Source organism: Polaromonas sp. (assembly GCF_030682935.1).
Taxonomy (GTDB): Bacteria; Pseudomonadota; Gammaproteobacteria; order Burkholderiales; family Burkholderiaceae_C; genus Polaromonas.
In genome coordinates this window covers 1-12,814 of sequence record NZ_JAUXNA010000383.1, presented here as the reverse complement: position 1 = coordinate 12,814, position 12,814 = coordinate 1, and the positions used below count along the sequence as shown (strand labels likewise).

Annotated in this window: 12 protein-coding genes; 10 read left to right on the top strand and 2 right to left on the bottom strand. The window is 57.0% G+C overall.

Annotation, left to right across the window (positions count from 1 at the left end; translation table 11 throughout):
• Positions 1-57: 57 nt before the first annotated feature.
• Positions 58-1,008 carry an asparaginase gene (locus tag Q8K05_RS17665; RefSeq protein ID WP_305247920.1) on the bottom strand — a complete coding sequence of 317 codons (951 nt, stop codon included), beginning with the start codon at positions 1,006-1,008 and terminating at the stop codon, positions 58-60.
• 138 nt (positions 1,009-1,146) lie between these two features.
• Here Q8K05_RS17665 and lexA point away from each other — a divergent pair, with 138 nt between their 5' ends.
• The 3 genes from lexA (at position 1,147) to Q8K05_RS17650 (ending at position 3,498) form a co-directional block, all read left to right on the top strand.
• Positions 1,147-1,851, top strand: coding sequence for a transcriptional repressor LexA (gene lexA / locus Q8K05_RS17660; RefSeq protein WP_305247919.1), 705 nt, complete (start codon positions 1,147-1,149; stop codon positions 1,849-1,851).
• Positions 1,852-1,988: 137 nt separating this feature from the next.
• The gene (locus tag Q8K05_RS17655; RefSeq protein ID WP_305247918.1) at positions 1,989-2,339 is read left to right on the top strand and encodes a hypothetical protein; all 351 of its coding nucleotides are present in this window, start codon (positions 1,989-1,991) and stop codon (positions 2,337-2,339) included.
• A 151-nt stretch (positions 2,340-2,490) separates the two neighbouring features.
• Entirely contained in the window at positions 2,491-3,498 is a 1,008-nt protein-coding gene (locus tag Q8K05_RS17650) for a D-2-hydroxyacid dehydrogenase family protein (RefSeq protein ID WP_305247917.1), read from the top strand.
• 195 nt (positions 3,499-3,693) lie between these two features.
• Here the strand turns inward: Q8K05_RS17650 and Q8K05_RS17645 are convergent, their stop codons facing one another.
• Positions 3,694-5,880, bottom strand: coding sequence for a hypothetical protein (locus Q8K05_RS17645; protein WP_305247916.1), 2,187 nt, complete (start codon positions 5,878-5,880; stop codon positions 3,694-3,696).
• A gap of 19 nt (positions 5,881-5,899) precedes the next feature.
• Here Q8K05_RS17645 and Q8K05_RS17640 point away from each other — a divergent pair, with 19 nt between their 5' ends.
• From Q8K05_RS17640 to Q8K05_RS17610, 7 genes are all read left to right on the top strand, one after another.
• Complete coding sequence (locus Q8K05_RS17640; RefSeq protein ID WP_305247915.1) at positions 5,900-7,420, top strand: 3-hydroxyacyl-CoA dehydrogenase; 1,521 nt, start codon at positions 5,900-5,902, stop codon at positions 7,418-7,420.
• Between the two features lies 1 nt (position 7,421).
• Complete coding sequence (locus Q8K05_RS17635) at positions 7,422-8,201, top strand: oxepin-CoA hydrolase, alternative type (RefSeq protein ID WP_305247914.1); 780 nt, start codon at positions 7,422-7,424, stop codon at positions 8,199-8,201.
• Between the two features lie 921 nt (positions 8,202-9,122).
• On the top strand, positions 9,123-9,269 hold the full coding sequence (locus Q8K05_RS17630; RefSeq protein ID WP_305247913.1) for a Flp family type IVb pilin: 147 nt from the start codon (positions 9,123-9,125) through the stop codon (positions 9,267-9,269).
• A 66-nt stretch (positions 9,270-9,335) separates the two neighbouring features.
• A complete protein-coding gene (locus Q8K05_RS17625; protein WP_305247912.1) occupies positions 9,336-9,920 on the top strand; it encodes a prepilin peptidase in 585 nt (194 codons plus the stop codon).
• A gap of 30 nt (positions 9,921-9,950) precedes the next feature.
• Positions 9,951-10,799, top strand: a complete 849-nt coding sequence (cpaB, locus tag Q8K05_RS17620) for a Flp pilus assembly protein CpaB (protein WP_305247911.1) — start codon at positions 9,951-9,953, stop codon at positions 10,797-10,799.
• Between the two features lie 230 nt (positions 10,800-11,029).
• Positions 11,030-12,409, top strand: coding sequence for a type II and III secretion system protein family protein (locus Q8K05_RS17615; RefSeq protein WP_370868907.1), 1,380 nt, complete (start codon positions 11,030-11,032; stop codon positions 12,407-12,409).
• Between the two features lie 12 nt (positions 12,410-12,421).
• The gene (locus tag Q8K05_RS17610; RefSeq protein WP_305247910.1) at positions 12,422-12,697 is read left to right on the top strand and encodes a hypothetical protein; all 276 of its coding nucleotides are present in this window, start codon (positions 12,422-12,424) and stop codon (positions 12,695-12,697) included.
• Positions 12,698-12,814: the final 117 nt, after the last annotated feature.

Below are 12,814 nucleotides of genomic sequence, written 5' to 3'. Positions count from 1 at the left end.
ATCCACCGGATGGCTTTTCTCATGGCCTGCGACGTTCTTCTCAGACGAGGTAAAACCTCAAGCAAGCAAATGCAGCATCAGTTCCACCCTCGCCTTCACCGGACTCAAGCCGTTCGAGTCCGGCAGGCGGTCGTCCGGTTTAGGCAACACGCGGCCATTCAGGCAGCGCGTCGCACGAACCACCTTGATGCCTGTTGCCTGTGCTTTGAGTAAAGCCGATTCCAGTGCATGGTGCAACGTACCGTTGCCCGTTGCTGCGACCACCAGGCCCTGCACACCCTGCGCCACCAGAGCCTCCACCACTGCGCCGCTGACGCCGGCATAGTTCATGATGATTTCAACTTGCGGCCATTCGACCGAAGCAAGCCGATTTGCTATATTTTTCATAGCTGCCTGCACAGGTAACTGTTGCGCTACCGGCCAATTTCTTAATAATCTGACGAAACCCTCTTCGACATAGCCCAGTGGCCCGGCATCGCCCGAGCTGAAAGCATCCAGTTGGTACGTGTGAACTTTCTGCACCTCCAGCGCGCTGTGAATGGTGCCGGCGCAAACCGTCACCACGCCCTTGGCATCCGGCTGGCGGGCCACTGTCAGGGCGTCGAGCAGGTTTTGTGGACCGTCGGGTACCAGCGCTGTTGCGGGACGCATGGCGCAAGTCAGCACAACAGGCTTGCTCGGCTGGCACACCCTGTGAAGAAAATAGGCGGTCTCTTCCAGCGTGTCGGTGCCATGGGTAATGACAATGCCCTGGACATCGGGCTGGACCAGAAAGTGATTGACGCGCCCGGCAAGCGCCACCCAGGCGGAAAAGCTCATGTCCTTGCTGTCAATCTGCGCGACCTGCTCGGTCATGACGGGACCGTTATCGGTCAGCGCAGGAATCGCCGCGACCAGCTCAACAATGCCCACCTCGGCGGCCGTGTAGCCAATGTTGTCCGAAGCACTGGCAGACCGGCCAGCAATTGTGCCGCCCATGCCAAGAATCACAATTGTTTGACAGCTCATAAAAGGTAGCCTTGCATTCTTAAAAAAACTGTATGAAAATACAGCCACTGGATATTAAAACAGTTTCCAAACAGACACTCGCCCGGCTAGACCAAAGACGACCCGGACCTGTAAAACCAAGACCAAGGAGTCCCGGCCATGAGCACCCTCAATGACTTTTCGCATCGCGCCCCTGCAAGCCCCAAGCTCACGGCACGCCAGCAACAAATTCTGGAGCTGATCCAGAATGCGATCGCACATACGGGCGCACCACCTACCCGGGCCGAAATCGCAACCGAACTGGGCTTTCGCTCAGCCAATGCAGCAGAGGAGCATTTGCAGGCCTTGGCCCGCAAAGGTGTTATCGAGCTGGTCAGCGGCACTTCACGCGGCATACGCCTGCGAAGCGACACCCTGCGTTCCCTGAATGAATCCCGAACCAAAAAATTCTCTCTGCCTTTGCAAGGTCTGACCCAACTGGCTCTCCCCTTGGTGGGGCGGGTCGCTGCAGGCAGCCCGATTCTCGCGCAGGAACACATAGACCAAACCTATTATTTTGAAAGCAGTCTGTTTCAACAGCAGCCTGACTACCTGCTCAAAGTGCGCGGTATGAGTATGCGCGACGCCGGCATCATGGACGGTGATTTGATCGCCGTCAAACAGACCAAGGAAGCGCAAAATGGCCAGATTGTGGTGGCCAGGCTTGGCGATGAAGTAACCGTCAAGCGTTTTCGCCGCAACAAGCATTTGATTGAACTGCTGCCTGAAAACCCCGACTTCAAAACCATTGTGGTGGCGCCAGGTGAGCCTTTTGAACTCGAAGGCCTGGCAGTTGGCCTGATTCGCAACACCATACTCCTATAGCCCTCTGTATTTCAGCCGCGCAGCAGGTGGCGGGCGTGTGGTCATGGAAGGCCAACACCCTGATGCAGCGGTCCTGCTGGCAATGCAGCCGGCACGTAATCCTGCCTGTGTAGACCTCTCTCAAACAGGTGTTCATCATGGGAATTATCAGTCTTTCACGTTCGCCAATCTTGTCTGCATTACTGGGGCCGGTGCAGGCTATGGCCGCATGGTTTGTACCGGCACAGCGCGCCTCCAGCAAGTTGGCGGCGCCTCTCTATGCTCAGCAAATCAATCATCAGCTAGCGCTTCCCTTTGATTGTGGCAGCGCTATCAAGTCGGGGAAAATAAAATCTAAAAAGCCTGCTTTCCGACGCCTCAAGGTTGTCCGCGAGTTTGATTCAGGGGTCAGTCCGGCTTGCGCTGGCCGCATGGTTATCTCGGGTCGAATGGCCGACGTCTGCGCAGAACTTGAACGCATGGCCCAGCGCGAGACCACAGCGCACTGAGGACACCCAGCGCATGATGTACGCTGCGTTTGCGCACAGGCGCCCGCCGGTGCGCAACGCTGCCTGCAGCGCGTTTCCTTCCGATACAAGTTGACTGCCTTGGACCGACCGAATCGCGAATGATCAAAAAACTTGCAGGCACAATACCGCCATGAATATTGTGATCCTCGACGACTATCAGGACGTAGTCAGAAAACTAAGCTGCGCCAGCAAGCTGGAGGCTTATCCCGCCAAGGTGTATACCAATACGGTCAAAGGCATAGGTCAGCTGTCGGTCCGACTCAAAGACGCCGATGTGATTGTGCTAATTCGCGACCGGACCCAGCTGAACCGGCAAGTCATCGAGAAACTGTCCAAGCTCAAGCTGGTCGTCCAGACGGGTCGCATTGGCAGCAATGTTGACGTTGCTGCGTGCAGTGAACGGGGAATTGCAGTTGCCGAAGGCACCGGTTCTTCTACGGCGCCTGCTGAATTGACCTGGGCACTCGTGATGGCCGCCATGCGCCGCATCCCCCACTACGCAGCGTATCTAAAGCACGGCGCCTGGCAACAGGCGGGCCTCAAGTCAGCCTCCATGCCTCCAAATTTTGGCATAGGCTCAGTCCTCAAGGGCAAGACCCTGGGCATCTGGAGCTATGGAAAGATTGGACAAATCGTTGCCGGTTACGGGCGGGCATTCGGTATGCGCGTGATTGTTTGGGGAGGCGATGCATCGCGCGAACGGGCACAAGCTGACGGTTTTGAAATTGCCACCAGCAAAGCAGAATTCTTCAAAGAAAGCGACGTTCTTAGCCTTCACCTGCGCCTGCATGAGAGCACCCGCGGCATCGTGACGCTGGAAAACTTGTCGAGCATGAAACCCACCGCTTTGCTGGTGAATACCTCGCGGGCGGAGCTGATCGAGCCGGAGGCACTGATTGCGGCACTCAATCGTGGACGCCCTGGCTTGGCAGCGGTTGACGTTTTCGAATCGGAACCCATATTGCAGGGCCATGCGCTGCTTCGTCTCGAAAACTGTATTTGCACGCCGCATATCGGTTACGTCGAGCAAGACAGCTACGAGCAGTATTTCGGTGCAGCATTTGACAACATCGTCAACTTCATCGAGGGAACGCCGACCAATATCGTCAATCCCGGCGCCTTGCAGGTGCGGCGCTAGGGCGGTGTTGCATGCTTGACGGTACAAATAAAACCGACAGATTTTTATTCAGGGCAAGGCGAAATGGAACTTCCTTGGCAAACCCGCCCAATACCCGTAAAAAAGGGAAGTAAACAAGCCCGAAGAGGCAGTTTGATGTACGGACTGCCGTTTTTTGTACTCGATAGCATCCAGAGTTGCGCCGGATCAGCTGCCTTACTTTACCTTTGCCAGGGGTGGAATCAAGTCGTCGAGGTGGAACTCGATCAGGTTGTTGTCGGGCTCAACGGCCTGTGACCCACGTGCGTTGGCCCCGGAAATTGCTTGCGCTTCAGGCGTGTCATCAAAGTCCAGACTCAGGTCGATGTCCAAGCCAAGACGAGGCGAACTGTGCGGTTGGGTCAGGTCGAATCGTTTCTCCGAAAAAATAGGCCGTTGCGGCTTACTCTCTAGCTCAGCGGACAGGGGCTGGATACTGGTCAGCATGAATTCTGCCGCACGGGGTGAAAACGCTGGAGGGTCGTTCGGCGCAGGGAGGGAGAAGGCTCCTCCGCTCAACTCGGGGTTTTCAAGGCCGGCCGGTCGTTCGATGATTTTCTTGGCAATGGCATGAAGCAGTAGCAACTCGCGGTAAGCGGCAAGACTGAAAACTTCAATGCCTGAGTCGGGCTTGCGAAAAATAGACTCCTCAATGACATCGAGTACCTTGGGGGTGGGCCACAGCGACTCAATGCGCGAGAGTGCGGTCGTGTAGAACTCCAAGCCGTGGGTGTCCGTGCAGTGATCGTCAAACGCAGGAACTTGTGCGTTGAACGTCCGGTTGAAATCCTGGCGCAGCAGTTCGTAATCGTCTTTTCTGCCCAGGCTGTGGTACAGGTCGAACAAATCGAGATAGGCCAGTGCGCTGGTTTCCACATTGTCCGTAATGTGGCCGCGCAACACCTCAACGGCTTTGTCGAAGTCGCCCAGAGACACAAAGAAATCTGCCTGCTGCTGCACATCAAACAACTCCTCCGCATTCACGATGCGCGGCATTCCCGTCAGGCTGGGCAGGCTTGGCAGGCTTGGCGAAAAATTCGGCCGGTCTTTCGCGTCAAGCGGCTTGAATGACCTCGCCGCTGGCGTCATCCTGGAAATATTCAGGTCTGCGACAAGGGCTTCGCCCAGATCGAGATCGAGTTCGGAGTCTGTTGACCTGGATGCCAATCGATCCAGTGTGCCTGGCTTGTGATACCGCGTAGCCGCCTCCTGATTCAACGAGGCTGAAACCTGCATATTCAGTTTGTCATCAGGATCAGTCTCTTTGCGCCACCATGCTCCATCACTTAAGTCCTGGACTTGCCGCCGGCTACGGGTCCAGAGAAAGATCGCAGCCAGCAGGATCAGCGTCAGCAAGGCGCCCAAAGCATAGACCAGCGGATTGCTGTAGCGCTCGCTTCGTGCATCATCAAGCTGGGCCCGGAGTTCCAGCGCGACCTGGCCAGCCTTGCGGTTTTGGGCCAGCATGCTGGCCGCATCCGCCTCCAGGACCTTGATCCGCTGGCTGTCGCGCAGCACGTCTTGCGGCTGGGCGTTAAGCGCCTGCCAGAGCGCGGCTGCGTCAGCACGCTGCCGGGCGTCTGCCGAAGGCATGGTCAGCAGTTCCAGCGAGGAGCGCAACACTGGATCACGCTCGGCGGCAAGGTCCAGAGGGTCGAGCTTGAGCCGGGCGCGTGGAGACCTCAGAACCGGATCCGCCACGGCCCCGGCAGCCAGACGCGCTGACGGGAGGATCACGCGGGGGACTGCGGAAGCTGCCCGGACCACCGGCGTCTTTGTGCCTGGGCTGCTCGTTGCCGGCGCTGACAGCACCGCACTGGCCTTGCTGCCAACGTCGCGGGTGATGGGCAATTGCGCTTTCACCGGCGCTGACGCTGACGCTATTACTTCACCGATTGCGACTGGCGTCTGGCTGGCTCTGTCAGCCTGTATCTCGGCCAGCAGAACATACTTGCGCGTGTTGATTTGTGCACAGCCCTCGCGCACAAGGACAGTGACCACGGGCTCGTCTACTGCCGAATTGGTTCGGATTCGAATCAACGCCTCGCGGGCGCTGGCACCAGTTTCAACTGAAATACGGACCCGGTTTGACGGGATTTGGTTATCACCAAAAAAAACATCGGCGGCCATACAGAGCGCTGCCAAATCTGCCGACGGATCCACCTGAGTCGTCAGCGTAACGTCAAATGGCCTGCCGACAATGGGGGCGCCGCGCATGGGGCCCAAAGACACAGCCGAACTGCTGGCGGCGACACTCAGCAAAAAGGCACCGAACAGGTGTTTGAAAGGCGACTCGGTTGGCGTCATGAGATGGCGCGATTCTGCCATGGCACGGTCACCCGGCATGGTCAGCATGGTCAGCATGGTCAGCCATAATTCAATAATGCAAGTAATTCACAAAAACGTCGGAATTGTCGGTACTGGAGCCATGGGCCGGGGCATTGCTCAAATTGCTGCGCAAGCGGGAAGCGTGGTCAAACTCATGGATGCGCAGGCGGGCGCGGCAGAAAAGGCCCGTGAGGCGATCTGCGCCCAATGGGACAAGCTGGTGGAAAAGGGTCGGCTGGAGGCCGCCCTGGCGACCGCCTGCAAAGCCAGGCTGTTGCTCTGCCGCACGTTAGCCGACCTGGCCGACTGCGACCTGGTGATTGAAGCCATCGTGGAGCGGCTGGACGTCAAGCAAACACTGTTTGCCGAACTTGAGGCCCTGGTTCCCGCACACACCGTGCTCGTTAGCAATACCTCGTCACTGTCCGTCACTGCTATCGCAGCGGCGCTGAAGCATCCCGAGCGTTTCGCCGGCTATCACTTTTTCAACCCCGTTCCGCTGATGAAGGTGGTGGAAGTGATTGCTGGCCTCAAGACCAGCGCAGCCGTCTGCAGCACCCTGGCTGACTATGCCCGCCAGATGGGACACATGCCCGTTCAGGCCCAGGACACCCCCGGCTTTATCGTCAACCATGCGGGGCGAGGCTATGGCACCGAAGCGCTGCGTATCGTGGGCGAGGGCATCGCGGATTTCGTCACCGTAGACCGCATTCTGCGCGAGCAGGCGGGCTTCAAACTCGGTCCTTTCGAGTTGATGGACCTGACCGGACTGGATGTTTCTCACCCGGTGATGGAGTCCATTTACCACCAGTATTACGAAGAAGACCGCTACCGCCCCAGCGTGATCACGGCGCAGCGCCTGGCGGGCGGCATGCTCGGCAGAAAAACCGGCGAAGGCTTTTACCGCTATGTCAATGGCGTGAGCCAGACGCCCGCCGAAGCCCCTGCGCCCGAGGTGGCCGACCTACCGCCCGTCTGGGTATCACCCCGAGCAGCCCGCCGCTCGGAGTTGCTTCAATTGCTCAAGAATCTGGGCGCCAACATCGAGACGGGTGTTTCCGCATCGCCACAGGCCTTGATGCTGGTGGCGCCGCTGGGGTTCGACATCACGACCGTCGCCGTGGTGGAGCGGCTGGACCCGGCGCGAACGGTGGGCATTGACATGCTGATGGATGACGCCACCACCAGGCGACGGGTATTGGCCACCAACCCAGTGACACGCATCGACATGCGCGACGCCGCGCATGCGCTGTTCGCCCGTGACGGCAAGGCGGTCAGCGTGATACGGGACAGTGGCGGATTTGTCACCCAGCGCGTTGTCGCCACCATCGTCAACATCGCCAGCGACATCTGCCAGCAGGGCATTTGCAGCCCGAAAGACCTGGAAACCGCCGTCACGCTGGGGCTCGGCTACCCCATGGGCCCCCTCGCCATGGGCGACCGCTGCGGACCCACTAATATTCTGGAAGTTTTATTTAACATGCAAACCGTTTATGGCGACCAGCGCTACCGCCCTTCCCCCTGGCTGCGTCGGCGCGGCGCCATTGGCCTGAGCCTGCTGCACGAGGAAAGCTGATATGTCCAGCGCATTAAAAAGCAGTAGCGAGGGCAGCACCCTCATATTGATGCTGAGCAATCCCGAGTTCAAGAATGCGCTGGGCCCCGAGATGTACGCCGCAGGCATTGAAGCACTCAACGCGGCCGAGAACAATCCCGACATCCGCAGCGTGGTCATCACGGGCGAAGGCGCGATGTTCTGCGCAGGCGGTAACCTGCAGCGCCTGCAAGCCAACCGGCGCGAGTCGCCCGAAGTGCAAGCCCAAAGCATAGAAGGCCTGCACAACTGGATAGAGTCGATCCGCACTTATCCCAAACCGGTGATTGCCGCCGTCGAGGGTGCCGCGGCCGGTGCCGGTTTCTCACTGGTCCTGGCCTGTGACTTTGTCGTTGCCGCAGACAACGCCGTGTTCGTGATGTCTTACAGCACGGTGGCGCTGTCGCCCGACGGCGGCGGCAGTTGGGGCCTGGCGCGTGCCTTGCCGCGGGCGCTCGCTTGCGAACTTCTGATGTGCGGCGAGCGCATCAGCGCCCAGCGACTGCATACCCTGGGCTTGGTGAACCGCGTATCGACTGCAGGCGATGCCCTCAACCAGGCCCTGCAGCTGGCCGAAAAGCTCAATGCGCGTGCGCCCAATGCACTGGCCAGCATCAAGGAACTCATCAACGATGCGCCTGTGAGCACGCTGAGCCAGCAGCTGGCGAGCGAACGCGATCACTTTGTTCGCAACCTGCACCACGCCAATGCCGGCGAAGGCATTGACGCTTTTTTGCAGAAACGCACGCCGCATTACCGCTAAACAGCCCGCAAAAGGCATGTTGTTATACACAAGTCTGTTTTGCACCAGGTCAAGTGCCTGCTGGCTTGGCTCCTTCCCCCTCTGGGGGAAGGTTGGGATGGGGGCTGGCGAGGCAAGCATTCGTTGATCCGGACTTTGGCGATGCAAGGCAGGCCGAAAGACAACAGCAAGCGCACCTGCTTTATTTGAAAGAATTGCAAGTGCACAGAGCCCCCCATCCCGGCCTTCCCCCAAAGGCGGGAAGGAGTAGAAACGGGCAGCCAGAACCTTCAGAAGGCCAGAGCCTGTCAGAAATTTTGTGTATAACGACATGCGCAAAAGGGGCTCGAATAAGCGCAGCGTAAGCCGGGATCTGCGTTCGTGACAGTGCGCGTGTCGGCCTGCGACATTGCGGGCCAGGTCACGCGCCATGGATTGCCGCGCTCCGCTTTCCATGAACCGCCCCCCGTTTTGCATCGGTTCATGGTTCGTGTGCAGTTCTGGAACGGAACTGGCGGCTCGCAATGACAGGATTTGTACCCAGCGATCTTTTGCTATGAAAAACATAGCATACTGCGCTCACAGTACGTGCGCTACAGCACCAAAACCTTTACAAGATTGAACCCTTGGCGCCAATGGCGCAAACACAAGCTCGTCATCGCGAGGCCAAAGGCCGTGGCGATCCATGGTTGATCAAGCCGATCTATGCGAGTTTGACATCCTGATCAGTTGAAGCCATCAGGCACCGGCACCTGTTCCGAGGTCGCCCGCCTGGTTGATTTGTACTATCCGCCTCCATGAAAAGGGGCGGTTTGTCCTGATCAAAAAAGGGCTCAATGCTCATGCCACCGTTTTTTGCGTCGATATATTTGAGTCAACGGCAAGAGCATTGACATAAATAAATAAAAAATAAAACCAACGGCATTAAATCTGGAGACAAGTATGCGACTAATTGATTATGCACCGCATACCCTTGTTGACTTTTTAATGGAAGAATCCGGCGGATCGCTTATGGAATACGCATTGATAGGATCGATCATCGCTGTGGTCGGGGCACTTATTTTACTGGCACTGCATAAAGAAACATAAAGATCTTCAAGTCACCACGCTGCAGCCCTCAGGCCACATTATTTAAAACGAACACAAAAATAGATCATGCAAGAATTCAACGCATTACTTGAACTTCTGGCCATGCTGGCCAAGGAACCGCGCACAGGTGTTTTGTTAATTCTGCTTGTACTCGCATCCGTAAGCGATTACCGCACCTACCAGATCCCCAACTTGTTAACCGTCAGCGGCATGGTTTTTGGCTTGATTTACAACACGGCCGTCCCGTTCTCAATTAATCTTGGTTTTTTTTGGGCACTCGGAGGACTCTTGGTCGGGTTTCTGATCATGCTGCCACTTTATGTACTACGAGTCATGGGTGCCGGTGATGTCAAGCTCATGGCAATGGTGGGTGCTTTCCTGGGTGTTACCGATACATTGCATGCTGTCATATTTTCTTTCATCGTAGGCGGCATGGCAGCATTGGCATTTGCCTTATTCAACAAAGCGCTGGTGCGAATGTTAGGCAACGTAAAGAACGCTGCACAAATGATGATGATGTCGGCCATTGGCGGCTTCAGGCCAGACGTGCAGATTGAGGCAAGCAAGTCGGTAGGGAAACTGCCCTATGGCATCTGCATCAGTATTGGAACAGTTGCGTATGTAGTGGCAAAGCAGCTAGGTTATGCGTAGGTAATACAACCATACTTGGGGAGGTCAGTAATGAAAAACATTAAAGCCATCGGATTTCTATTTCTGGCGTTATTGATTGGTCTGGCAGCTGCAGTTTATGCAGCAGGCTGGGTATCACGACAAGGGAATATTGCCTCCAATAAAGTCGTCGTCGCTGCGGTCGATATTGAACTGGGCAGCAAGGTCAATCCGCAAATGCTGACAACGACAGACTGGCCCAGCGGGTCGATCCCGCCTGGTGCTTTCAAAGACATCAAGGAGCTGCAGGATCGAGTCGTCAAAGTGAGCGTGCTGCGCGGCGATGCGGTTCTGGAACGCAAGCTGGCGCCTGCAGGCACCCAGGGCGGTCTTTCCGCCGTCATTGCGGAAGGCAAGCGGGCAATGACGGTACGTGTCAATGACGTCGTCGGCGTGGCCGGCTTCGCCCTCCCCGGCAATTATGTCGATGTCATGGTCAATGCACAGCAAGATAAAGCCAAGGGCGAAGAAGGCAAACAGATCAGCAAGACGGTGCTGGAGCATGTCCTGGTACTGGCTGTGGCCCAGGAGTCGAGTCGGGACGATACCAAACCCAAAGTCGTCAGCGCCGTCACGCTGGAGCTGACGCTCGAAGACTCTGAAAAACTCGACTTGGCGCGCAGTGTGGGCACCCTGTCTCTGGTGCTGCGTAACCAGGTTGACAAGAAAACGGTAGCGACCACAGGCATTACCAAAAGCCAGCTTTTTGGAGAAAAGGAAGTACCGCCCACCGCCGTGAAGGTAGTGGCTACTGGCAAGCCAAGAGTCTTTACAAGTAGACCGGTGCCGCCGCCAGCTGCTGCTGCTGCTGAGTGCGTCGAGGTGATTCATAACGGTTCTCGAGTTCTGAACTGCTTCTAAAACAACAAACGAGGAAGAAGGTCCAAGTGCATAAAAAATACCAAAACCTGATTTTGCTTGCCACATTGGTCTTGACCGGCCAATCCTTCGGCCAAGTCAAACAGGGCATCAGCCAGGCTCCGCGACCCGCTTCAGGTTTGAAGCCTTGTGAAACCGTGGTGGTTGACCCCCCCACATATTTGACTCTAGGCAAGTCACGCGTCATCCCGCTGGATTACCCTGCAGTCCGCATGCTCGTTGGCGGCCAGTCATCCAGCCGTGCGGGCAGGCCGGCTGCAGCCACCGACAAAGCGGCCGCCGGAACGCCGGCCAATGCACCGGCAGCGCCCGCAGCCTCGGCGCAGTCGGGCTCGGATGGCGTGGCAGACCTGGAAATTACGCTGCTCAGCCCAAGGGAGCTGTTCTTTCTGGGTAAAAAGGCCGGCGCCATGAACGTGATCCTGCAAAGCGCAGACGGGCGCTGCGTGGTCAAAGACATCGTCGTGACCGTCGATCCGGGTACCCTGCAGGGCAAACTCACCGAATTGATGCCCGAAGAAACCGGCATCAAGGTCAAGGGAGCGGAAAACACGCTGGTGCTGACCGGCAAAGTCAGTGACGCCATCAAGCTCGACGAAGTCATGAGCCTGGCGACCGCCTACGGCGATGGCAAGAAGGTCGTCAACATGCTGCGCATCATGACACCGCAACAGGTCATGCTGGAAGTCAAGATTGCCGAAGTCAGCAAGACGCTGCTCGACAAATTTGGCCTCGATTTCGCCCGACTCATTACGTCTGCAGATGGCGTGACGTCCAATTTCATGTCTGGAATTCTGGGCGGCGGTCCAGCCGTCTTGGGGCGCTTCAACCCCAACCTGAGCGGAGGAGACATCACCGGAAGTGCCGGCAGCGTTATCAGTGGGGGATCGGCAGCAGCTGGCGCTACCTTGAACAGCACTGCCAGAGGTGCTTCTCTCTTCGGCATCGATGCACAAAAGAGAGACGGCCTGGTCCGCGTGCTGGCAGAGCCCAACATCATGGCGATTAGCGGTCAATCAGCCAGTTTCCTGTCCGGCGGAAAAATATTCATCCCGGTGGCACAGAACAAAGACGGTGGCGGAACGACCATCACGCTGGAAGAAAAGGAGTTCGGTGTTGGCTTGAAGTTCTTGCCTACCGTACTCGATGGCACCCGGATTAACCTCAAACTGGTTTCAGAAGCATCGGAACTGTCCCAAACCGGATCAGCGTTTACGACGGTCGGGGGTGTGACTTCCGTACTCCCTTCCATCACGACTCGCCGGGTTGACACCACCGTGCAGCTTAACGACGGGCAAAGCTTTGTCATTGCCGGTTTGATAAAAAACAACTTCACCGAAGCCATCAAACGCTTCCCCGGTGTCGGCGAAGTGCCGGTGGTGGGCGCCCTGTTTCGTTCTACCGAGTTCCAGAATGACCAGACTGAATTGATGTTCATCGTGACGCCGCGCCTGGTCAAGCCGCTGACGGCACAAGTGACATTGCCGACCGACAACCACATCGTGCCCAGTCGCTCGGATGTGATCCTCATGGGCACAGGCGAAGGCGCCCCCAAGGAAGCCACGCCAGCGGCCACCCCTGAAACCAAGTAACCGGAGAACATCATGAAAAAATTCGCAGCTCTCATTGTTCTTGCATTACTGGGTGGTTGTGCGACGTCCCTCACACCAAACTACGACGCCAAGTTCGGCGATGCCGTCCGGCAAGCGCGCTTGAAGATGACGATTAACCCTGACGCCGGTACCAATCCCGACCAGGTCACGGGCATGGATGGTAAATCGGCCAGAGAGACGATTCTTCTTTACCAGGGCACTTACAAGGCACCGCCACCAGCGGTCAATGTGATCAATATCGGCGGAGGCATTGGGGGAGGTAACTAGCAGCCCAAAATATGGCAGCCAAAAACAGGAAACATCAGGTGATTAAAAGCATGCAGATGATTTACAAAAATTGATGAAGGAGGATGACTCTATGCAGTAATACCCAGGCAATTGGTT